The organism is Helicobacter cynogastricus, assembly GCF_900197855.1.
Classification (GTDB): Bacteria; Campylobacterota; Campylobacteria; order Campylobacterales; family Helicobacteraceae; genus Helicobacter; species Helicobacter cynogastricus.
The window spans coordinates 57,768-80,560 of record NZ_FZMQ01000017.1; the positions used below are offsets into that span (position 1 = coordinate 57,768).

The 22,793-nt window shown below is 43.6% G+C and carries 26 protein-coding genes; 16 read left to right on the forward strand and 10 right to left on the reverse strand.

The features are described from left to right. Genes C6H00_RS08085 through C6H00_RS08130 form a run of 10 tightly spaced genes read right to left on the reverse strand, consistent with a single transcriptional unit; the run spans position 1 to position 7,893 of the window. Positions 1-351 carry a YkgJ family cysteine cluster protein gene (locus C6H00_RS08085; RefSeq protein ID WP_104750475.1) on the reverse strand — a complete coding sequence of 117 codons (351 nt, stop codon included), beginning with the start codon at positions 349-351 and terminating at the stop codon, positions 1-3. Further along, the gene (locus tag C6H00_RS08090; protein WP_104750476.1) at positions 348-917 is read right to left on the reverse strand and encodes a hypothetical protein; all 570 of its coding nucleotides are present in this window, start codon (positions 915-917) and stop codon (positions 348-350) included. The genes C6H00_RS08085 and C6H00_RS08090 overlap by 4 nt, the downstream gene beginning before the upstream one ends. Next, entirely contained in the window at positions 917-1,441 is a 525-nt protein-coding gene (locus C6H00_RS08095) for a hypothetical protein (protein ID WP_104750477.1), read from the reverse strand. Before C6H00_RS08095 ends, C6H00_RS08090 begins: the two co-directional genes overlap by 1 nt. Then, entirely contained in the window at positions 1,431-2,435 is a 1,005-nt protein-coding gene (locus C6H00_RS08100) for a hypothetical protein (RefSeq protein WP_104750478.1), read from the reverse strand. The genes C6H00_RS08095 and C6H00_RS08100 overlap by 11 nt, the downstream gene beginning before the upstream one ends. Beyond that, positions 2,420-3,034 carry a lysophospholipid acyltransferase family protein gene (locus tag C6H00_RS08105; protein WP_199769226.1) on the reverse strand — a complete coding sequence of 205 codons (615 nt, stop codon included), beginning with the start codon at positions 3,032-3,034 and terminating at the stop codon, positions 2,420-2,422. The genes C6H00_RS08100 and C6H00_RS08105 overlap by 16 nt, the downstream gene beginning before the upstream one ends. Positions 3,035-3,061: 27 nt before the next feature. Then, positions 3,062-4,366, reverse strand: a complete 1,305-nt coding sequence (miaB, locus tag C6H00_RS08110) for a tRNA (N6-isopentenyl adenosine(37)-C2)-methylthiotransferase MiaB (RefSeq protein ID WP_104750480.1) — start codon at positions 4,364-4,366, stop codon at positions 3,062-3,064. 8 nt (positions 4,367-4,374) lie between these two features. Beyond that, entirely contained in the window at positions 4,375-4,623 is a 249-nt protein-coding gene (locus C6H00_RS08115) for an HP0268 family nuclease (protein ID WP_104578238.1), read from the reverse strand. Positions 4,624-4,665: 42 nt separating this feature from the next. Then, on the reverse strand, positions 4,666-5,907 hold the full coding sequence (gene mqnF / locus C6H00_RS08120) for an aminofutalosine deaminase family hydrolase (protein WP_104750481.1): 1,242 nt from the start codon (positions 5,905-5,907) through the stop codon (positions 4,666-4,668). Next, the gene (locus C6H00_RS08125) at positions 5,900-7,159 is read right to left on the reverse strand and encodes an amidohydrolase family protein (protein ID WP_104750482.1); all 1,260 of its coding nucleotides are present in this window, start codon (positions 7,157-7,159) and stop codon (positions 5,900-5,902) included. Before C6H00_RS08125 ends, mqnF begins: the two co-directional genes overlap by 8 nt. An 8-nt stretch (positions 7,160-7,167) precedes the next feature. After that, a complete protein-coding gene (locus C6H00_RS08130) occupies positions 7,168-7,893 on the reverse strand; it encodes a cytochrome c biogenesis protein CcdA (RefSeq protein ID WP_104750483.1) in 726 nt (241 codons plus the stop codon). Positions 7,894-7,979: 86 nt separating this feature from the next. On the opposite strand from C6H00_RS08130, the gene C6H00_RS08135 reads away from it, so the two are divergent. The 16 genes from C6H00_RS08135 to C6H00_RS08210 all read left to right on the forward strand — a co-directional run bounded on the left by C6H00_RS08135 (position 7,980) and on the right by C6H00_RS08210 (position 22,783). Next, positions 7,980-9,389 carry a DEAD/DEAH box helicase gene (locus C6H00_RS08135; RefSeq protein WP_104750484.1) on the forward strand — a complete coding sequence of 470 codons (1,410 nt, stop codon included), beginning with the start codon at positions 7,980-7,982 and terminating at the stop codon, positions 9,387-9,389. Between the two features lie 5 nt (positions 9,390-9,394). Beyond that, on the forward strand, positions 9,395-10,489 hold the full coding sequence (locus tag C6H00_RS08140) for a prohibitin family protein (protein WP_104750485.1): 1,095 nt from the start codon (positions 9,395-9,397) through the stop codon (positions 10,487-10,489). Positions 10,490-10,495: 6 nt separating this feature from the next. Next, positions 10,496-11,020, forward strand: coding sequence for a DUF2393 family protein (locus tag C6H00_RS08145; RefSeq protein ID WP_104750486.1), 525 nt, complete (start codon positions 10,496-10,498; stop codon positions 11,018-11,020). 41 nt (positions 11,021-11,061) lie between these two features. Next, positions 11,062-11,631: a hypothetical protein gene (locus C6H00_RS08150; protein WP_104750487.1), complete on the forward strand. Its 570-nt coding sequence runs from the start codon at positions 11,062-11,064 to the stop codon at positions 11,629-11,631. Between the two features lie 70 nt (positions 11,632-11,701). After that, on the forward strand, positions 11,702-12,193 hold the full coding sequence (locus C6H00_RS08155) for a flavodoxin (protein WP_104750488.1): 492 nt from the start codon (positions 11,702-11,704) through the stop codon (positions 12,191-12,193). A gap of 10 nt (positions 12,194-12,203) precedes the next feature. After that, complete coding sequence (locus C6H00_RS08160) at positions 12,204-12,764, forward strand: hypothetical protein (protein ID WP_233704500.1); 561 nt, start codon at positions 12,204-12,206, stop codon at positions 12,762-12,764. A 216-nt stretch (positions 12,765-12,980) separates the two neighbouring features. Continuing rightward, a complete protein-coding gene (locus C6H00_RS08165) occupies positions 12,981-13,592 on the forward strand; it encodes a GTPase domain-containing protein (protein WP_104750490.1) in 612 nt (203 codons plus the stop codon). Next, complete coding sequence (locus C6H00_RS08170; RefSeq protein ID WP_104750491.1) at positions 13,589-14,011, forward strand: hypothetical protein; 423 nt, start codon at positions 13,589-13,591, stop codon at positions 14,009-14,011. The genes C6H00_RS08165 and C6H00_RS08170 overlap by 4 nt, the downstream gene beginning before the upstream one ends. Further along, a complete protein-coding gene (locus tag C6H00_RS08175) occupies positions 14,011-14,841 on the forward strand; it encodes a hypothetical protein (RefSeq protein WP_104750492.1) in 831 nt (276 codons plus the stop codon). The genes C6H00_RS08170 and C6H00_RS08175 overlap by 1 nt, the downstream gene beginning before the upstream one ends. A 12-nt stretch (positions 14,842-14,853) precedes the next feature. After that, the gene (locus C6H00_RS08180) at positions 14,854-15,447 is read left to right on the forward strand and encodes a lecithin retinol acyltransferase family protein (RefSeq protein ID WP_233704501.1); all 594 of its coding nucleotides are present in this window, start codon (positions 14,854-14,856) and stop codon (positions 15,445-15,447) included. Between the two features lie 130 nt (positions 15,448-15,577). Next, a complete protein-coding gene (locus C6H00_RS08185; protein ID WP_233704502.1) occupies positions 15,578-15,898 on the forward strand; it encodes a tellurite resistance TerB family protein in 321 nt (106 codons plus the stop codon). 8 nt (positions 15,899-15,906) lie between these two features. After that, positions 15,907-16,128: a hypothetical protein gene (locus C6H00_RS08190; RefSeq protein WP_104750494.1), complete on the forward strand. Its 222-nt coding sequence runs from the start codon at positions 15,907-15,909 to the stop codon at positions 16,126-16,128. Further along, entirely contained in the window at positions 16,121-16,303 is a 183-nt protein-coding gene (locus C6H00_RS08195; protein ID WP_104750495.1) for a glycine zipper domain-containing protein, read from the forward strand. Before C6H00_RS08190 ends, C6H00_RS08195 begins: the two co-directional genes overlap by 8 nt. A gap of 327 nt (positions 16,304-16,630) precedes the next feature. After that, positions 16,631-17,938 (forward strand): outer membrane protein, encoded by a 1,308-nt coding sequence (locus C6H00_RS08200; protein ID WP_104750496.1) that lies wholly within the window; start codon positions 16,631-16,633, stop codon positions 17,936-17,938. A 763-nt stretch (positions 17,939-18,701) separates the two neighbouring features. Further along, entirely contained in the window at positions 18,702-22,091 is a 3,390-nt protein-coding gene (locus C6H00_RS08205) for an N-6 DNA methylase (RefSeq protein ID WP_104750497.1), read from the forward strand. Then, positions 22,058-22,783 carry a restriction endonuclease subunit S gene (locus tag C6H00_RS08210; protein ID WP_233704503.1) on the forward strand — a complete coding sequence of 242 codons (726 nt, stop codon included), beginning with the start codon at positions 22,058-22,060 and terminating at the stop codon, positions 22,781-22,783. The genes C6H00_RS08205 and C6H00_RS08210 overlap by 34 nt, the downstream gene beginning before the upstream one ends. Positions 22,784-22,793 lie beyond the last annotated feature (10 nt).

Consider the following 22,793-nt stretch of genomic DNA (forward strand, 5'->3'; position numbering starts at 1 on the left):
TTATGTCTCCTTGATAAATTCCACTCCCGGACAATGGGTTAAATCACCCTCTTTAAGCCATTCCCAAAAGGGATAAGTACGGCATTGCCTAGGGCGCACTGGATAAATGCGACAATGGCTACTCTCTATATCTAAAAACACGCAAGCCTTGTGAGTCTCTGGGCTCTCTAACAAGCTATAAGCCCCCTCTACACGCCGTAAATATTGGATTGCAAAATCCCCTAGGGACATTCCTAAAAACTTAGCAATTTGTTCTATCTCTGCTTGTTTAACAAAGACATAGCCCTCACCTAAACAACAGCGAGCCCCACAAGAAGCGCAAGCTTGGGAATTAAAGCGAATAGGTTTCATAGATCGCTACTTTTATATTCAACATGGATTCTAAAACTTAACGCAAAAGCCTGTTTATCCTTACTAATTGTGATAGGGAGATTCACTTGAATATAGGCATTAATCTTGCGCATTCCGTCTAAAAAATCATAGAGATCGCCTAAAGAGCGCGCATGCGCCTTGATTGCTAAAATCTCATGAATCACTCCCCCATCATGACGGCGTGCTTCGGGCTTAGCCTGTATTTGCAAGCGGTAGAAGTGCCGATTCAAGAGCTGATTAAGTTGTCCTACACTCGCTTGATAGCTCAAATGCGTGAGCTTAGGCACGCTAGAATCCTTAAAAGAGCGGTATTCTTTTAGCGTGGCTAAAAAAATTTTTTCTCTATGTCTAGCAATAAGATGTTTTTGCTCTGTATCTCCATGCTGGATTCGAAATTTCTCAATATGTTCCCACACCAAAAAATGCACAGCTAAACCAGTCACCACACCAAAAATCATCGTGAATAAAAAATTTTTAACTAACCGCTCAAAAGCTAGGCTTCTTTCATAGCGACTCTCTTTTTTGGCCTCAACACCCCCCCCCATTAATCCCCTCTCTTTTCAATAAAAGATGTACTAGAAGAACTGCTAGAGACAAAACGCCAACCATTACTAATAGGATAAAAAGTTACCTGATTGTTTTCAAAAATAGAGTTGAGTCGTTGTTGCAAAGAAAGCTGAAAGGCCTCTTTGGAAGAAACTACTCCCTTGATCACCAAAGAAGAGTAATCTATAGTGATGGATTGAATGGTAATGGAATCTGGAATGATTTGTAAAATTCCCTTGATAGCACTTTTAATGTTGGCATTATACACAACGCGATAAGCCACATCTTGAAGTTGTTTTTTAATAGTTTCTTGCCGAATCTTAAGCCTGTCGATTTCATGGCCATAGATACTATTTTGCATTTGAGCAATCGCGCTTTCTTGATTGGAGGATTCGGTGTTTTGCTCAAGAAAATGCCCTGCCCACGCACTTAGACAAATAGCTAGCACCATGTAAAACACCCACACTTTCGTGTGCAAACTTACCATACGCTTGGTGCCGGGCTTACTATAACTATAGCGCATGTTTATATTGCTCTCTTTTAGCAAAGATGCTTAGTTGCTCGGTAATTGAAATAGGAATACTGACCACCTCTAACATTAGCTCATCTCTTAATATCTCCACCATGTGTGGATTGAGTTGGTAGGTGTTTAAAATACAAACCTTCTCTACAAAGTCCTCTAGGGGGTAGCGGGGACGCTCATAAACTATCTTGAGACTCTCTTGCAAAATCTCCACAATGTCAGATACATGAGCCATGTCCTCTATTAGACTTCTTGGGTCTTGCAAATCTGGTGCAGATTGCGAATTGGTTGATGAGTTGCCATCTATAGTGTCCATGCTCGCTAAATTGGCCTCCATAGAGTTTAGGAATGATTTTAAAAGGGCTTCTTCTTGTTCGTAGTCCTCTTGGGTTTCATGGGTGGCCGTGCTCAAATTTTTATGAGTTTCTAAATGATGGCATTTACTATAACAAACTTCTTTGCGTTGCATGACAATCACGCATACCCTAGAGTGTTCGAGCATAGCATAGAGGATCGCTCCCTCTTCGCGCATGGGATGAATGTAGCCATACATCAACAAAAAGGGCGAAAAAAGGTAATCTACCTTTTGTAGGACAACTTGAAAATTCTTACTATCTTGCTTAAGCGAAGTCTTTGGGATAAAGAAACAATGATTATCCACTTCTAAGACCACAAGCTCTTTTTTGGGAACAGGGGCGTAAATTTCCAGATGTTCCTTTTTACACACCCCCTGATCTATGCTCTTGGCCATACCACACAGATACGAAAAGGGGTAGGTCCGTATAAAATCGCGTGCATCTTTGAGTGCCTTAACAGGGATAACTCCATCTTTGACAGCATAAGCCCTATTGATCACTTCTAAAACTTTCCCGCGTTTGAGGTGCTCCACACGCCCGGTCAATATCTCATGATCCAAATTAAATGAGATAAAAACATCAGAGAAAAACAATTCCCGAATACTATCATAAAAGATAGATTTTAAGAATCCAAACATTGTCCACACTCATCCATGCGCGTTGCGATAAGCTGTTTGGCTTGATTCATCTCCATCTCTTTGGGGATAAAAAAGGGTTCTTGCATATAGTAGTGCACCTCTGAAAAGGGCTTAGGGAGCTGGAAGCGATCCCAAGTCTTAAAGGTAAAAGCATTCTTAAAAATCACGCGACACACCACCACACCCATGCCTGTTTTTTGTGCTAAAGCCACCACGCCATCAGCGATACTATGATAAGGCCCCCTAGGACCATCTGGAGTTAAACCCACATCTGCTCCAGCGCGCAAGTGTTTCATCCCCTCGACCAAAACCCGCACGCCCCCTTTTTTACTCGACCCCCTAATAGCATAAAAACCAAAACACCGATACAACCCCACGGCCAAACTTCCATCAAAATGCTCGCTAGCCACTACATACAAGTTAGGTTGTTTTTTGAGCCGCAAATAGGCAAAGGGCAACATCGCGATTTCTCCATGCCAAAAGCTGGCGATAAAAGAGGTGTGCTTGAGGTTTTCAGCCAAGAAAAAGCGGTTACGGCAAGTTTTAAACAGAATTTTTAAGACCCAATAAAGCAACACGGGGAGTGCTTTTAAAACCATTCCATTGCGCAAACGCTTTAACACAAATCAAGCCCCTAAACACTGCCCTTGTAAACTCCCCCTATGGTGCGCTCTTACTGCCACTTCTACCAAATCCCCCACCTGCACACCCCCAGCCTCAAAACTGAGCAAACGCCCTTGATCGCTACGCCCCTGCGCACGCCCTTCTTTAATGCTCTCTACCAAGACTTGATAAATCTTACCTAGCTGATTTTTAGCCTTTTGCTCTAAAATCTCTTGGTGTCTTTGTTGCAAACGACTCAAATTTTGTTGGGCGATTTCATAGGGCACTTGGTCATCCCAATTAGCCGCTGGAGTGAGCGGGCGCGGAGAGTAGATAAAACTATACATCGTGTCAAAACGCACCTGCTCTAGTACATCCATCGTGTGCTCAAAATCTGCTTGACTTTCCCCGGGAAAACCTACGATAATATCCGTTCCAATGCCCACATCAGGCACAAGGGAGCGCAATTTTTCAATGCGGTTTAAATACCACTCTTTGGTGTAACCCCGCCTCATCGCCTTTAAAATTGCATTCGATCCGCTTTGCAAGGGGATATGAATGCTCTTGCAAATTTGAGGATGTTTAGCAAAACATTCTAAAAAGGCATCGTCCATGTGCAAGGGGTGGGGGGAGGTGAAGCGGATGCGCTTGAGCCCCTCAATTTGACAAAGAGACTCTAAAAGGGTGGTGAATGTCGCTTTGGGATGATCTGTGCTAAAGCGTGCGCCATAATTATTAACATTTTGCCCCAAGAGGATAATTTCTTTAGCCCCATTTTTTACCCGATAGCGCGCCTCTTGCAAAATCAAATCCATGGGGATAGAAATCTCTTTTCCGCGCGTGTGGGGCACAATACAATAGCTACAATGCTTATCGCACCCAATAGAGATATTGATGAGGGCTTGGAGCGCGCTTTTGCTATGACCAAAGACATAATGACTCTCATCATGATCAAGGGCAATTTCTACAGCCTTAGGGTGGTGAATAATTTGGCTGATTTTAGAAACATTGCGCGCACCTAGCACAAAATCCACGCTTGGGGCTTTTTGTAAAATTTGAGCTCCCATGTGGCTTGCGCTACACCCACACACCCCTATTTTAGCTCCCTCCTTTTTGATCTTGGCAAAGTGTCCGATCTCTGAAAAGAGCTTTCTCTCAGGTTTTTCGCGCACACTGCAGGTGTTGAGCAAAATTAAATCCGCTTCTTTGGGATCGCCACTCTCTTCATAACCCACTTTATGAAGCTCGCTTAAGAGATGTTGGCTATCCCGGGTGTTCATCGCACAACCCATCGTTTCAATATAAACTTTTTTAGCAGCACCTTTCATGGCAACTCCTAAATGAAATGCAAGGCGTAAAGGAAATCCTTAGCATCCGTGCTGATTTTGACCTCAAAAAGACAGACCCTATAGCCCTTTTTCTCCAAAGAAGCCAACATAGCTAGCATGTCTTTATGGGGATTACTCCCAGAAAAGTAAAAAACACACTCCCCATGTTCATGCTTTTTGACAATGTCCTCTAAGGGCAACTTGGGCATCTTTTTTGCGTCATCTTTTAAACTCTGTCTAGCTAATTGCAATTCCATGGTAAACCTCTTGTGAAAATTTTTATTTTAGCTTAAATTGGCTTAAAACACTTGGCATCCCTGAATATAAAGGGCGCGCGCTTTTTTAGCCCTCACCATGCCCAAAACAATCTCTAGGGGTGTGTTTACCTTTGTGAAAGGGAAAACGCTCAGATCAGCCACTTTGCCCACTTCCAAACTCCCATTACTCAAGCCCAAAGCTTGACTGGCATGTCTTGTGCAACCTAGTAAAAGTTCTAAGGCGTTGTCTTCTAAATTACCCGGCAGAGTAAAAAGAGCATAACCTAACTCTTCTAAGAGATCGATATCCATGTTGGAGCTTTTGCCATCTGTAGCAAGGGCATAGGGGATTTGTGCGGTGCGCAAGAGTGTAAGATCAAGCAATTGTCCGCTTAAGAGGCGATTAGACCTAGGGCAGGTGATCACATGGACTTGTGCGGCGATCTTTTTGGCATGTTGGAAATGCTCAGGGCGGGCAAAAAGGGCGTGCACTAATAAAAGATGTCTTTTGCTAAAGAGATCTAAGAAATCCTGCGCACTCTCATAAGAGTACACAGGGTGTTGCACGCGCAAGATGTCAGAAAAAAAATGCCCAAACCAACCTTGTTTACTCTCCAACCATTCTAATTCAGGTTTGGACTCCAAAAAATGCGCCGAAATGGGGGTTTTAAGATCGATCTTATCGAGCACTCTTTGGGCCAATGTTTTATGCACAGAATAGGGGGCGTGGATGGCAATAGCCGGGATAAAATGCGCGCTTGCGTGTTGTTTGGATAAGGCACATCGGCGCTCAAAATCTGCTAAATTTTGCTCTAGTGCGTGAGGGGTGCTCCCAATCAACTCATCAAAGAAAACCACCCTTAAAGGCGTGCGCGCTAAAGTCTCTCTTTCTAAACCATGACTACTAATAGCCCCCACACTCCCCACTCCACTGCGCAACTGGACGCGGATAGCTTGTTGGATGTGTCTATCTAATCCCTTAAACACACTCTCACGATGGCGCATCACACTGGTAAGCCACCCCTCAAACCCGCCCCCATATTTAAAAGTGTTCTTATGACCGGAAAACTCAAAATGAATATGTGGATTGACTAATGCAGGGAGCAAAGCACAATGGCGGTAAAACTTTAAGGGAGCATTAGGATAGGTGCGGCGCAGAGTTTCTAATTTACCTATGTCCACAATGTGCCCAGAGGCTAGCGCCACTGCGCCATTCTCCCACACGCTAAAGGCATTATCACAACTAACTAGCGCGCTTGCCCCAATGATCTTAAGATTATCCATGCCAGATTATCCGATCTAAAGAAATCACAGCGTCCACATGCCCCTCTAAAACTTGATGATGGTAAATGCTTGCCGGATTATCCACACGGGTTTTACCCTCTAAATCCACTAGCATTAAGCGGGCTTGTTTTCCCAATGCCACCTCTCCACAATCCAAGCCCAAAAACTGCGCTGGATTGCGTGCGCTCAGTTCTAACAATCTTTCCAAACTAATACAGCCGGTTTTGACCAAATGGGTATAAGCCAAGGGGAAAAAGGCATCAATGCTATTCATGCCAAAAGGCGCATCCTCGAAAATATGCATGCTAGGAGAATGCGTATAGTGTAAAGAAGTGAGAATATCAATCCCCTCTTCAAGCAACTCGCGCAGGGCATTTTGGTGTTCTTTGGGTTTGAGGGGGGGGAGAATCTTAGTGCGGGTGTCATAATGCGCATAAATGCTCTCATCTAAAATCAAATGGTGCAAGGGGGTTTGTACCCAAATGGGAGCTCCCAAATTTTTAAAGCCTTTGAGAATCTCAAAGGCTTCTAGCTCCACCACGCTATCTAGCAAGAGGGGAAGCTGTGTATGTAGTGCCATTGCGCCGTATTTGCCCACCTCTTTAATTTGAATGAGAGGGCTCACGCTGGGCAAGCCTAGTTGATAAGATAGGGGGGTTTGATCCATGATGCCTAAACTAAAACGCCCTTCATAGCCCCGCACGCCACAAACAAGCTTAAGATTTAACATGCGCGCATAATCTAGCGCAGGGAGAAGTTTTTGCCCCTCTAAATTGTAAATGTAAAGACAAGTTGGAGTGTGGGGGGGGAGCTTGGCACATAGCAGAGCAAGGCTTTCTAGGCGTTGCTCTGAATCAAGGGGGTGTAGACAAATCATGTCTTTAAGTCTAATGGCCTCTTGCATCGCCCCAAATTCTAGCGGGCTTAAGGGCGTGTCTTCGCTCTGTGCGAGCTTTAAGGGCTCCATGTCCGCTTCTTTGAGAGAATAAAGAGGAGTTAAAGGGATAGCCATTAAGCTCCCCACACCTCCCTTGTAGGCTTGATTTTTAAGATGAGTGTAAGTGGTGGCATCGCGCCTGTGCAAAAAAACCCCTAAATCAATGAGACTTGGTAATAGTGCCCTACCCCTACAATCAATCACCTCTTCGCTTGCGCCTGCTTGGAGATGATGCGCTATTTCTACAATAACACCCCTCTCTATGCGCACACAAGACCGCTCCCCTGCATTCAAGCTAGCGTTGTTTAATAGCATTAATTCCCTTAAGACAACCATGTGCTCAAATCTTGCATTTTCCCACTTAAGATCAACGCGCCCATCACCACCAACACCACACCGGCTACAACCTCCACCGCGCGCCCATGTTTTTTTAGATTTTTAAGCAAGCCTAGCGACTTCTCTAACATCAAAGCTACAAGCAACCAAGGGATTGCAAAACCCACAATAAAAACTCCTAAAAGAGTTAGACCATAAGCTTGTTCTGCGCCACTCAAAAGTACAATGCTTGTAAAGATAGGTCCAATGCATGGAGTCCAACCCAAGGCAAAACACATGCCTAAGATAAAGGGCAAACAATGGCGCAAAATGGGGTTCTTGGGGGCAAGAGCAAGATTGAGAGTTTTGGAGGAATAAAGAAAATTCCAGCGTAAAACTCCCAAAAAATGCAAACCAAAGAGCAACACAATGAGCCCTGCCCCCACGCGCACCCACAGATTCCCCAAGAAGTTGTGCAAGATTTTAGCCATAGAGGCCCCTAAAATCCAAAAGACTAGACCAAAGCCTAGCACGAAAAAACCCGCATTGAGCAAGACTCCAAAACGATTGACCGATCCGCTTTTAATATCCTCAAGAGACCTTTGAGAAATGTAAGAGAGATAGGCAGGAATGAGGGGAAGCACACAGGGGCTTAAGAAAGCTAACACCCCCGCTAAAAAAGAGGCCAAAAGGGGGGTTTGATCAAAAATAGATAGGAGATTACTCTCTAGCATGGGCGATCCTAAGATATTTCGTGTTATAATAGCGCGAGTTTTCTAAAGGAATCCCCCATACACCACCATAAAAGGTTGTCTTCTCCATGCCAACACAGCAGAATGTAGAAAATTTAAGTCCACAAGAAACCTCTGTTGTGGGTTTTAAAGACTTAGGATTGCATCCTAGGATTTTAAAATCCATTGCTGAGGCCGGGTTTGTCCAGCCTAGTCCCATTCAAGAAAAAGCAATTCCTGTGATTTTGCAAGGGCGCGATGTGATTGCCCAAGCCCAAACAGGCACGGGCAAAACCGCCGCGTTTGCTCTGCCCATTATCCACAATCTTAAAAACGATCGCAGTGTAGAAGCACTTATCATCACCCCCACTAGGGAACTAGCCATGCAAATCAGCGATGAGATTTTTAGATTGGGTAAGAGCTCACGCACCCGCACCATTTGTATTTATGGAGGGCAGAGTATCCGCAAACAATGCGAATTGTTGGAAAGACATCCCCAAGTAATGATCGCAACTCCCGGACGGCTTTTAGATCATCTCAAAAATAAGCGACTCAAGCATTTTAACCCTAAAGTTGTTGTCTTAGATGAAAGCGATGAGATGTTGGACATGGGCTTTTTGGACGACATTGAGGAAATTTTTGATTATCTGCCCAATGACGCACAAATTCTACTTTTCTCAGCCACAATGCCCCCGCCTATCAAAGATCTAGCCAATAAAATCCTACAAAATCCCGCTTCTATTCACATCGCCCCAGCTAACATCACTAACGCGGACATTTCTCAACGCTTTTATGTGATCAACGAACACGAACGCAATGAAGCTATCATGCGTTTGCTTGATAAAGAAAATCACACTAAGAGCATTATTTTTATGCGCATGAAGCGCGAAGTTGATGAGTTGCACCATTTCTTAGTGGAAAGAGGCTATAAGACAACGCCACTGCATGGAGATATGGAACAACGCGCGCGCCAAGAGTCCATTAAGGCTTTTAAGTCTAAACACGCCGATGTGCTGGTCGCTACCGATGTGGCTAGTCGCGGGTTAGATATTAGCGATGTGAGCCATGTATTTAACTATCATTTACCCCTAAATACAGAGAGCTATATCCATCGCATCGGGCGCACGGGTAGGGCAGGCAAAAAGGGCATAGCCATCACTTTGGTAACCCCCTTGGAGTATAAAGAATTACAACGCATGCAAAAGGAAATCGACTCCACTATCGAGCTTTATGAGATTCCAGACATGAATGAGGATCGCCTAGTGCGCTCGCTTTCCAAAGTGGAAGTTGATGAGGAAGTTGTGAGTTTATATGAGCGACTTATGGAGCAATTTGAACCTGCGCAACTGACCTTAAAGCTTTTAAGTTTGCAGTTTAAAAGTCAAAAAATTAGCAAAGAGGACTTCCTAAGCCCCTCCAAATCTGAGCACAAAACTTTCCGCAAACGCTCCTCGCATTCTAAACCCCGCCACACTCCACGACAGAGTAGACAAAGGTAGCGCGTATGCCCATCGATCTTAACGAACATCTCAAAAATAAGCAGGGCAATCAAAAACCCCAAGTCCCCAAAGAGCCCGATAAGACCCCATCTTCCTTTAAACCTGCCATGCCTCCAAACTTTTTTCAATCCAAACGATTCACTTCATTAGTGATTTTGGTTTTAATTGTGGTGATCTTGCTGATCGCCAAGCCCTTTATGATTATCCAATCTGGTGAAATAGGGATCAAAGTTACAGCCGGGAAATACGATCCTCTCCCCTTGCAACCTGGAATCCATTTTTTCATCCCGCTTGTGCAAGATATTTTAGTGATCGATACGCGCGTGCGCACTATTAATTTTTCACGCACAGAGGACATGGGGATAGTGGGGAAAAATCAGGGCATTTTTAGAAATGACGCGATCAATGTAATGGATTCTAGAGGGCTTACGGTTTCTATTGAACTCACGGTACAATACCGCCTTAACTCACAAACTACCCCTCAAACTATTGCTACCTATGGTTTGAGTTGGGAACAAAAAATTATTAACCCAGTTGTGCGCGATGTGGTGCGCTCAGTGGTGGGGCGTTATCCGGCTGAAGATTTGCCCATTAAACGCAATGAGATTGCAGCTCTGATCAATACAGACATCAATAAAGAGGTTTCTAAGTTGCCCAACGCGCCCGTAGAACTTAGCTCTATCCAACTAAGAGAAATCGTTTTACCCCAGAAGATTAAAGAACAGATCGAGAAAGTGCAAATTGCCCGTCAAGAATCTGAGCGGGTGAAATACGAGGTGGAAAAAGCCAAACAAGAAGCCCAAAAACTCGCTGCTTTGGCTAAGGGCGAGGCGGATGCTAATCGTATCAAGGCTCAAGGGGTAGCCGATGCTATCGTGATTGAAGCCAAAGCCAAATCAGCAGCTAATGCTAGCATTGGGCAGAGTTTGAGCGATAAGCTCTTGAGTTTGCGCCAAATTGAAGTGCAAGGGCAATTCAACGAAGCGCTCAAGAGTAATCAAAATGCCCAAATTTTCTTAGTGCCCGGAGGAGCTGTCCCCAATGTATGGCTAGATACTAAAAGTAAGCAAAAGGCTACAACACTAGGAGAGAAAAAATAGTCTATCATGGATATTAAGCAACATATCCTTGAGATACTTCAGTGTTTTTGGGAACAAGCCAGCCCCTTAGCTTTAGGCATTTTTGGAGCGCATTATGCGTTTTTTATTTTGTTATTCTGCATGGGGATTGCGATTAGAGGTGTGATCTCTGCCTTTCTTTATGTGTTCTCTTTTCTTGTGTTATTTGGGGCCCCCTTTGTGGTGCATTATGCTACAGAAGCCTATTTTTATAAGATTAAAGCCACAATTGAGCACGCTGCCGCACTTGTCTACACCCCCGCCTTTGTTGCACAAGTCAAAATCAAAAATGAAGGCCGACTTGCCCTAAGAAAATGTGTGTTGCGTTTGGATGTACAACAATCTTTCCACAACAAATTTCAAGAGATTCTCTCTCGCGTAATTTCGGCTAAAACCTATGTCAAAACCTTTAAAACTGCTTTAGCGCGCCAAGAGGAAGCGCGTTTTAACTGGAGCATTGATTCTTATCCTTACCGCAACCATGCTTTCAAACTTACGGCAAATTGTTATTAAAATGCGCTACACTTTTTAAAATTATTTAAAGGAGCTTTATTATGAGGCGCGTTGCTTTGGCCCTTGCTACCACCCTTTTTCTAGTTGGGTGTGCTACTCAGCCTAAAAAACAAGTTTTTTTACAAAACATGCCTGCTTGGATGATAGAGGATCGGAGCATGTATGTAACTCAAGGGATTGATAGCTCTCATGTGATCAATGGGCAGGTAGAACGATCGGAGGGGATTGCTAGAGAAAGGGCGCGTTTTCGTGTAGCAATTCATATTGCCAATAAGATCAAGGACATTTACACGGCAAGTCAGAACGCAGAACAAAAGCCTTTTGACGCAGAAATTTTTAAAGAAATTACCCGCGCCATTGCAGCGAGTTTAGATAAGGAAGTGCAATTAGGAGAGTATATCAACCCTAATAACCATGAGGTCTTTATGCTAGTGCGCGTAGACGGATATAGTAGCGATCTCTTGGAAAGACGCTTGCTTGATATTAATACGCTCCATGCAGACACAATTAAAAAGATTATGGATCAAGTAAAAAAGATTTTTAATGATGTAGCCTTGTCCAAAGATGCGGCAACCCAGCATGATTTTACTAAGGAGGGGGGCGGACATTAGGGCTTGATATTTTGCCAAAACTTGGCTAAAATTGGGTAGCACTTGATGCTAAATTTTATAAAGGACGGACATGGCAGTTGGAATTTTTTATGGCACAGATAGCGGGAATTCTGAAACTATTAGCAAGAAAATCTCAGAGAAGTTAGGTGGCGCGAAGGTTTTTGATGTTGCTAAGGCTTGTAAGGCTGATTTTGATGGTTTTAGCTCAGTTGTTTTGGTTGCTCCCACAGCCGGTGCGGGTGATTTACAAAGTGATTGGGAGGACTTCTTAAACACTTTGAGTGAGGCAGATTTTTCTAATAAGACTATTGCGCTCGTAGGTCTAGGGGATCAAGACACTTATTCAGAAACTTTTGCAGAGGGGATTTTTCATCTCTATGAAAAAGCTAAGGCGGGCAAAGTTGTGGGCTTCACTTCTACAGATGGCTATACTTTTGAGGCTTCTAAATCTGTGCAAGGTGGTAAATTTGTCGGTCTTGTGCTTGATGAGGACAATCAAGACGATTTGACAGATGGGCGCATCCAAGCTTGGGTACAAGAAATCCAAGGCCAACTTGTCTAGAGGTATATCAGTGGTAGTTGGCGCAAGAAGAGTTACTTTAGCCCTTGCCACTGCCCTTTTTTTGGTTGGATGTGCTACTCAGCCTAAAAAACAAGTTTTTTTACAGGACATGCCTGCTTGGATGATGGAAGATCGAAGCATGTATGTAACTCAAGGGATTGATAGCTCTCATGTGATCAATGGGCAGGTAGAACGATCGGAGGGGATTGCTAGAGAAAGGGCGCGTTTTCGTGTAGCAATTCATATTGCCAATAAGATCAAGGACATTTACACGGCAAGTCAGAACGCAGAACAAAAGCCTTTTGATACGGCAATTTTTACAGAAATCACTCAAGCCATCGCAGCGAGTTTAGATAAGGAAGTGCAATTAGGAGAATATATCAACCCTAATAACCATGAGGTTTTTATGCTAGTGCGAGTCAGTGATTATAACGCCACTCGTTTAAAGCAATTGCTCCAAGACATTGAAGTTTTAGACAACACCACAATCAATAATATCTTACGAGGTGTCAAAAAGGTTTTTGAGGAAGCCCTTAGTTACGATGATGTAAGCGTGCCTCAGAGCATGTAGAGTGCTTATTTTGAGCTCTCGTGGCGCGTTCAGTTTAGCCCCACACCTTAATCGTTTAGATTTTTAAGCAATTTTAAGTTTGGTTGCGCTTGAATACCTCTTTGTTATCTAACAAACAAAGGAGTCTCATGTTACCCCCCCCCCCCTGTAGGATTTAATTCTCATCTTCTCTTATGTTGCGTGCGCGTCTTAAACCCACGACAAGGAGTTTAACATGTGCCCTTACTTGCTGGAGTGGCTATTGGCGTTGGAGCAAAATGGGTTTATGATGAATTTTTTAAAGAAGATGAAAAAGATTCCCGCAAAGAAGACTCCCCACCCCCAAAGAAAAAGCTCTACTTGCTCTATGGTCTTAGCGGAACGGGCAAAACAGAACTGCGCAATGTCTTAATTGATCGCGAATTTAAAGGCACACCTCCAACAACACAGCAACCCGATATGCACGAAAGAGGGAATTTTGGGCTAATAGATTGCACCGGGACCAATCATAGTCTCAATAACGAGTTTATTCAAACAAACACTAAAGACTTTGATGAATGCTTTGTTGTCTATGTCTTTAGCGCGGCGCAATATCTCAAAGAACCAGAGATAGCCCAAGAAATTAAAGATAGGCTTGGAATCTATACAAAAATGATGCCAAGTATAGGTGTAGAGAAAGTTTTTGCGCTGGGCACGCATAGCCCAAGCATGCAACATAAAAGCTATGTGCCTAGTCAAGATGAACATGGACACATTATCCAAGAATTGCAAAATTTAGCCCTTGTGCGGATTTTTGAGCTCAAGGAGAGTCCTTATTCACAGATTGAAAGATTTTTAGGCATTTCATGAGTGTCTATGCTTATATGCAAAATGCGGAGCAACAGCTCGTAGTGGTGCAAGATGGCAAAATCTTAGCGGGGCAAAATCAAGAACAAGCCCTAGAGACCATCAATCAAACCCTTTTAGCACTTTCAACCAAGCTTAAAAAAGAGATGATTTGTGATGTAGAAGATAAGCGTCTAGTCTATCTAAAACACCCCAAATTAGATCGCTTAGGGCGGGTGTGTTACGCTTTTTTTATCTGCGATAAAAACCAAGACTTAGAAACAATCATCCCAAACGCGCAGGCTTTGGGCTTTGAAGTTGCAGAGGTTGCTAAAAAACTAAAGTGGTGGTCATGGCTTTATTGTAAATATTGGGTGCACTCAAAAATTGAGTGTGTCAAAAAAATAAACTTCTTAAAATCAGAAAAACCAAAAGGACGGTAATGAATAAAGTCATCTTACTAGACAAATCTCAAGCGCAGGAGTTTAGCGCGGCTAAGAGCCTTTTCCCTCAGGAGATGAAAGTTTTTGAAGGTTATGAGATCAAAGAAGGCGCGTTAGTGTGTGGCACGCGCGAGATTCAACCCTCTAAAGAGGGCGCGTTGGTGGTGGTTGAATCAGACATCTTGACCGGGCATTTTTACCCCCTAGAGACCTATCAAGAAGATTACCATAAAGATTTGGCACACTTTTTGGGGACACTCTTTAGTAAAATGGGCAAAACGGATTTTTGCTACGAAATGAGCAGGAATCAAGAGGAATTTAAAGCGTTAGAAGAGAAGATACACATGGAGGGGGATGCAGGTGCTATTGTGCTTGAAGCTTCTGCGCAGACCCAGCTCCAAAATACCCAAAAGACAGAGAAAAAACAATCTTCCACACTCAAACACAAATCCGGTGATCTTGGAGGTAAGTGCACCCCTGAGCAATTGCAAGCGTGGCTAGATGAAAATAAAATTAGCGATCGCGCTTTAGAAAAATTAGGTGTAGCGGACGTTGTAGAAGCCTTTAAAAGAGAGGGGAAAATTAAAGCGGGTGTATCTGTTTCTAGGTTTTATGAAGTGGAAGAGATTTTCCAAGAAGCCAACCATGAGCAAGCGGACTTTCAAGCTCGGATTGGTATGAAGAAGGGCTTGCAAAACTTTTTTGCTAAAGGGTTTTTAGCCAAATTATCTCGATTAAACTTAGGCGTAGAGGTGGGTGGTTCTGGGGCGCGCAAAACCCAAACTGAGAGCTATGAAAAATACGCCCTATTTTATAAAGCCAAATTTTAAGCAGGAGAAATAGTGCCAGAAGTTAGGAAAAGTTTAAAAAACGGCTTAGATGTGGAATCTGTCCTATCCACAGCCGGAGTGATTGCCAAACACGCCCTGCCCCCTAAAATCCGCACACATATAGACACTTTGCTTACCACAAAACAGATGGCGCAAAATTTTTATGAGCAATATTTGGAAGAATTTCCTATTTACCGCGAGGGTGATGGAGTGAGCGAGCCGGCTATTGGCAGTGTGTTATGGCATGATTTAGTGGACACGCTTTCACACAGCGGAATTTATGTAGGTGGGGGACAGATCGTGCATTTGACAGGTAAGCTCAATGGGAGCAAAATCGAGCTATGCAATTCTGAGGCATTTGCTGGAGGTAAGACTATCTTTGTTTCTTGTTTGGGCGCAAAAGCTATCGGAGATTTGGAGGTAGCCAAAAGAGCATTGGCTTTAGTAGGACAGACTAGAGATTATCACTTGTTTAAAAATAATTGTCATGGCTTCATTGTAGAATGTTTAGGGCAGAGCATGGAGGGCGCAATTTATACGCGTAAGCCCAGCCAAGAGGTTGCTAGAATCTTAGGGATGGATTGTTGGCGGGCGTGGAAAACGTAATTTTATTTAGTTAAGTCTTAAATTTTTTAGTTATAGTGCATGGGTTAGATTCGCAGAAAGGCGCATATGTTTATTCAAGTTTTGAATGTTGCACAATAGCAGGTGTTTTTATACCTAGCTAGGAAAGTGATTGAAGCCGATGGTGTCGCATGAGTTGCAACTCAACGCATTGGATGTGATCAAGAAGCAATGCGAACATGGTGTCCATGAGAAAGAAGTACCATTAAGCGAGCTAGGCAAGTTGTTTACAACCAACCAAGCTAAGCATGCTGTGTTGCTAGAGTTGGTTTCTGTGGCTCTAGCAGATAGCCGTTGGCATGATAGAGAGCGCGATACAATCTACACATATGCTAAAGAAATGGGTATTTCTACCCAAAAGGTAGATCAGCTCAAAGATTGGGTACTTAGAAATTTTGCGCTTTATCAAGAAGCCTTGCAATTATTAGAGTAGGAGATGGAATGTTGTGTCTGACATCAGAACGAAAACGACATTGTAAAAAGGCACAAGAGGCCTTTGATAAGATCGTTAAGATTGCACCCAAAGCGTCTGTGGGAATAGGTGTAGGCGTAGGATTTTTACTAGCCACGGTGCCGGTTGTGGGGGCTGTGGTGACTTTAGGAGCGGTTGCTACTGGAGTTGGCTTGGAACTTAAAGATAAAATTAAGGGTAGTGATGCCTAAGGATTCCTCAAAAGACACATCATGTCCTAAGGTACCCAAAGCCGTAGCAGGCTTTGTGGTGGGTGGATTCCTAGGCTCAATGGTGCCTTTAGTGGGCACTCTTGTGGGTGCAGGAGTGGGTGCAGCACTAGGGGCTTGTCTGAGTTTAAAGGAGGATGAAACTCAGAACACTTGAGTGCACCTGTTTGACTCAACAAAAGTTATTTGACAATATTTTAGGGCTTGGTACTTTTTTCAGAATAGTGGGAGGGCAGAGCACATTGTTCTTGCGTCTGACTTATGCCGACCAATTATAAAAAATCTTAAAGATAATTTCTTTATCAAACTATTGCATTTTTGATATAATTGAAGCTTTTGTATTTCTGCTTAAATTCGAAAATATTCGTCAGTGTTTTATGCTCGAATTATTAATCATCACAAGGAGTGATAAGGTGCATTTTTTTAAAGTACTGGCCACGACCTTTTGCGTACTTGGAGCAGAGAATAGCGGTTTTTTGGCTCATTGGGTGTCCAATACTCAGGTGTAACTCAATCTTATGGAGCAAATGCGCGAACAAATAGCACAATTCAAACTTCGCAAATTACCGATCGCGCACCCGCAAGCAGTATTTTTAGTTCAGAGGGTGAAAAACCCAAAAATCCACCGCAAACTAACACTATCGATGCTGTAACACAAGTAGATCAACAGCTCCAAGAGTTGCAGAAGTGGGATGGAAAAGCCCCACAGCCACCAATTGATAAAATTCAAGCCGCCATCAGTGCGAATCACCAAGCACTTCAGACTTGGGCAGATGGGATTGCCAGCGATGCTAAAACCACTAATCAGAACAGCGAAACAAAGACACTAGGAGGCCTGTTTCAGATGTTAACCGAACAGGTAGAAACAAATGTCAAGCCCAAACAAGCTCAAGTTGTAGAGCCTATCAAAAGCGAGTTGACAACCTTTTATGATGATACTTTTGACCCGCTCTATCAAGCCTTTAGTTCTGACACGCCCATTTCATTAAGTGGCATCAATGCGCAGCTACAGAACATGAGTACTGCGCTTGCTAATTTAGGAGAATCCTCCCTACAACAATTATTAGAGGTAAATCATCAGGGAGATTTGGGTGTCCAAGTACCAAATGATAGAAGTGGGTTGGCACAAGTGATTAAAGACGATGTAATTCAACTGCAGGCCACGACTGCTGCACTCCAAAAAAGCGTTCAAGGATGCGAACAATCTAGTTCATGCAAGGCTCTTTTTCAAAATTCTATTTATTCCTCCCATAACCTCACTACCTACGATTCTAAAATAAATCGTGTTACTACCCGCGCTTCTTTTGGTGGAGTTAATCTCCAAGTGGGTTATAAATACTTTTTTGGATCTAAAAAGCGTTGGGGTGTGCGTGCTTATGGGAGTTTTAGCTACAACGGCGGTAAAATCAAAACACACACGATTAACAATGTTGTTTATGGAGCGGGCATAGATGGGCTTTACAATTTCTTTGAGCGCGGCACTCACACTCAAGGGTTTTTTTTAGGACTTATTCTAGCAGGAAGTACATGGAGCGCTGGAGATTCCTTGATCAAGTGTGTTAAAAGCAGTGCTTGTAAAATCAGTGCCAACACTACTTATTTTCAACTCCCCTTAAATATGGGCTATCGGAGCAATTTTGGCAAGAATGGTTTTGAAGTGGGCTTGCGCGTTCCGTTATTGCCTATTACCCATAACATAATTACCCAAGAAACAGCACAGGGCGCTTTTAAACAAGAATTTGGTTTCCGTCGCGATATTTCCGTGTATGCTAACTATGTGTATAATTTCTAATTTCCTAAAATAGAATTCTATATGACCTGATAATCCTGTCCAAACTCCAAACTTAATCAATCAAAATCTTTCAAGAAACACCTTAGGGGCGTAAGGCTAGGGGCACAACCTCTAACAAAACCAGTGTATGTCTTTAGCAGACAAACATAGCATAATCTTACAAAGAGCACCACTTGCAAGCGCACAAACTACAGGACTTAAAAGGGCTGTAGAGCTTTGCATAAACCAATAGAAAAACCTTTTCACGCATGTAGCATGACTTAATAGAGTCTTATTGTTGATGCTCTCTAGTGCAAAAATCTAAATCCTTTTCTAACTCCTTTGTATAAGCCAATAACTCTTTTAGATATTCTAACATCTCTAAACTCTTAGGAGGTCTGCTAGGCTTTTGGATTTGACATTTAATAGGCGTGTAAACCTTTTGATGGACAATACGAGGGGTGCAACCTAGGAAAAGAAGACTTGAAAATGTAGATTAATTTTGTGCGCCCATAACATGTCCATTAACTTACTTTTTCTGCGGTAGCACAAAGTGAAAACACCTTAAGTTATAATGTGCTCAAAGACCTTTGCGCACTTAGTCAAATTTGCAGAGCAACAACTCATGCCTCTTGTTTTCCTTCATCACTATTTCTCTTTTTAGCCATGTCGTAAAAGCCTTTTAAAATTATCTAGACTTTTAGGCCTTTCTCCTTGCTCTCCCATCTGTTGTGTTAAAATAGGTGAGAACTTCTGAGCTTACCCCAAAAGGCATTCCGATTCCATGATTACTGAACACAATCTAAAAGACATCTTAAACACTCTGGGCTTTAAAATACGCAAGGGCGAAGTCTTTGAATGCAACTATCCTAATAATGCCCAAATTTGCGTAGATTTCAACGCCAAAAGCATCGCCTACACCCCGCAAGATCCACGTTTTAAAGAAGGGCAATACCCCAGTCTTGAGCACCCTAGCACGGGTTTTATCATCCACCGCAACACCACCACTAATTTTAGCTCCAATGAAAACTTTGTATGTTTGATCGCGGTGCATAAGCTTTTAGAGAAAGGCTACGCCCCCGAGCACATCATTTTAGAGCCCACTTTTAAGATCGGGCATGGCCAACAGGTTTATGGCGACATCTTGCTCTTGGATCAAGAATTTAACCCCCTAGCCCTCATTGAAAATAAAACCTATGGCGCAGAGTTTAGCAAGGCTTGGAACGCCACGCTCAAAAATGGCGATCAGCTCTTCAGCTACTACGCCGTGCACAAAACCCCCTATCTCTGCTTGCTCACTTTCAAAGACGCACACGCAACTGACATGCGCTTAATTTCCATGCAAGACAACCCCAAACATTTAGAGCGTTTGAACCGCGATTGCAAGCAGGAGGACAAAAAACGCGGCTTTGCAGACCCAAGCAACACCAACGCCAAAAGTTATTTTGAGGTCTGGAGTCAGACCTACTCTAACGCCTTCACCACAAAAGGGCTTTTTGAAGAGGACATCCAAGCCTATCGCATTGGCAAAGAAAAATACGGCTTGCAAGATTTAAGCGTGGTGTCTGCAAGCCAGATCGCGGGCATTTACCACGAATTTGCCACGATTTTACGCCACCACTCCATTGGCAACTACGAAAACAGCTTTTATATTTTGGTCGATCTTTTCTTATGCAAGGTCATCGATGAAATCAAAAACCCTAACGACCTCCAATTCACTTATAAAGGCGTGGTAGCCGATAACCCCTTTGCCTATTGCGATAGGCTTTTAAACCTCTATGAAATGGGCGTTCAAGAACTTTTTCATAAGAAGGTCATCAATGTGAAAAAAAGTGCCATTGGCGATCTCTTCAAAGAAGCCCAACGCTATGAGGGCAAGTTTAAAGAAAAGCTAGACGACATCTTTGATCAACAAAAATACTTCAATATCAAAAAATTTAACTTCATCGAGGTCGAAAACTCCGAAGAGTTTTACCTCAACTTTAAGGTTTTGGTCCAAGTGGCCGGGCTCATCCAAGACCTACACCTCAGCAAAAGCGAACATAACCAATTTTTAGGCGATCTCTTTGAGGGCTTTTTAAACCGCTCCATCCACCAAACTGAAGGGCGTTTTTTCACCCCCATGCCCATCACGAACTTCATCATCCACTCTTTGCCTCCCCTGCCCAACAACCCCAAAGTTTTAGATTTCGCTTGTGGGGCGGGGCATTTCTTGACTGAAATCATGGCGCGCTACCCAGACACACAAGTGCATGGCATTGAAAAGAACAAAGACCTCTCCAAAGTGGCCAAACTCGCCTGTATTTTCCACAACTCCAACAGCCAAAGCCAAGTGATTTTTCAAGACGCGCTTGACTTCATCGCCCCCCGGTATGCTAAAAACTTCGAGCTAGCAAGCTTTGATTGCATTCTCTCCAACCCCCCCTACTCCGTCAAAGGCTTTTTAAGCACGCTTGAGGCTAGCGCGCTCAATCCCTTTAGTCTCAAGAGCAGCATTGATCCTAAGAGTTATGAAAACAATAGTTCGATCGAATGTTTTTTTATCGAGCGCGCTTGGCATTTCCTCAAAAAAGGCGGGATTTTTGCGCTCATCTTACCCGTGAGCATTTTACAAAAAGGCGGGATTTACGAAAAGACGCGTAGCTTACTCTTGGAGCGTTTCCGCCTCTTGTGCATTGTCGAGCTCAACTCGCGCACCTTTGGGAGCACGGGCACACAGACCATTATTTTATTCGCCCAAAAAGTGCAAAAATACAACACCGATCTCCTAAATGCGCTTGTTAAAGCCAATTTTGAAGAAAAAGAGCTCGTGGGCGACTTCAAGCAAACCGCGTTTTTAAAAGAATATTGCGCCTTTATGCACTATCCCCTAGAAGACTTTAAGGCTTTTTTATCACAACGCGCCCTAAGCCCCGCCCTGCAAGCCCACGCGATTTTTAGCGAATATCACAATGACTTCAAGGCCAAAGAGCCCAAAGTCTTTAAGAGAAAACAACCCAGTGAGGGGCTTAAAAAAACATGGCTTACCAGCGCACAGGACAAGAGAAAACAAAACACTTATTTGAAAAGCCCAGAATATCAAGAACGCTTAGAGAGGTGGCAAAACGAACAATTTTATGAGGACATCTATACTTTAGAGTTGGACAAGATGCGCGCGTTTGCCTTGAGCAAGGAGGAAGAAGTGCTGATACTCAAAAGTCCCCCCGATAAAAAGAGCGATAACAAGAGCAATAAGGCCCAGATTGTAGCGTTTTTGGGCTATGACTGGAGCAATCGTAAGGGGGATGAGGGCATTAAGTATCTGAGCGATCAAGCCAGCGCGCAGGACCTAGATCACGAAGTTTTAAGCAACATCGCCTCTATTAAACACATCCAAACCCCCCTTTATAATCCCAGCGACCCCAGCGACCCCAGCAAATTAGCCCATGCGCTTAAAAGCTTTATGCGCTCCATGCTAGAAAACACCCCCCACCCAAATTTGCCGCGCTATATTAACCCAAACCCTGATGGCTATCAGCTTTTTAGCACGCCCTTAAGTGAGCTCATCGACTTTTCTAAAAGCGTGCTAGACAAGGCGATTAGTCTAAATCCCAAACAAGAGGCGATAAATCCCTTTGAGGGGGGCAAATGGAGGCTAGTGAAATTGGGGGAACTCATCCTAGAGAGAGCAAAATCTAAAATTCAAGTCAATCAGGCTAAAGACAATAAGGAGGGCGCATATCCCTTTTACACCAGTGGGCTTAACATCTACCGCTACGATGAGGCATTGATAGAGGGGGAGAACATCTATTTATCAACGGGAGGGAATGCGCTCGTGCAATTTTACGAGGGGGAAAGCGCTTACTCTACGGATACTTATGTCATCGCCAGCAACGACCCCACCCGTTTGAAAACAAAATACCTTTTTTATGTGCTTAACATGCAAACGGACTATATCAACACCCATTTATTTAAGGGCATGGGGCTTAAGCATTTGCAAAAAGGGGACTTTAAAGCCCTTAAAATCCCCTTGCCCCCTTTAGAAGTGCAAGAGCAAATCATCGCTAAGTGCGCCCAAGTAGAAAAACGCTACGAGCAGGTGCGTATGAGTGTGGAGCAGTATAAGGCCTTGATTTTAGCCGTGCTAGAGGCGTGCGGAGTGTGCGGTGCGAAAAATGGGGGGGGGGGGGGGTAGAAAGTGCCCTTAAAATCCTAGAGACCCTAGCCACCCTAAACCTAGAGGCAACACAGCCCACAGACCCCAAGTTAGAGGAGCTCAAAAGCTTAGTCCAAGATTTACCTAACCCACCAGCTGAGGGGTGGGAAATGGTGCGCCTTAGCAACCCCGAGCAATTCCATTTAAGCATAGGCAAACGGGTTTTAGACAGCGAGCTAAACCCACAGGGCAAAATCCCCGTTTATAGCGCCAATGTTACTAAACCTTTCGGCTATATCAGCCATGAGTTGCTAGAGGATTACAATAGCGATTGTGTGCTGTGGGGCATTGACGGGGATTGGATGACCGCCTACATACCAAAAGAAACCCCCTTTTACCCGACCGACCATTGCGGAGTTTTACGCCCCCTTGATCCCAACATTAAGGCTAGGGTTTTGTGCCACGCCCTGCACCAAGTCGGGCAAGAACAAGGCTTTTGCCGCAACTTACGCGCCTCACTCCAAAGAGTGAAAGACCTTAAAATCCCCCTCCCACCCCTAGCAGCCCAAGAGCAGATCGCAAGTGTCCTAAGCCAAATTGAGCAAGAAATTGAGCGCCTAGATCGCCAAATCGCCACTCTTGAGGGACAAGAACAAGAGATTTTAAAAGAGTTTTTAGGCGCAGAAGAGAGAGAGAGAGAGAGAGATCGCAAAAACTTAAAACAATCTTAGAAAAACTAGA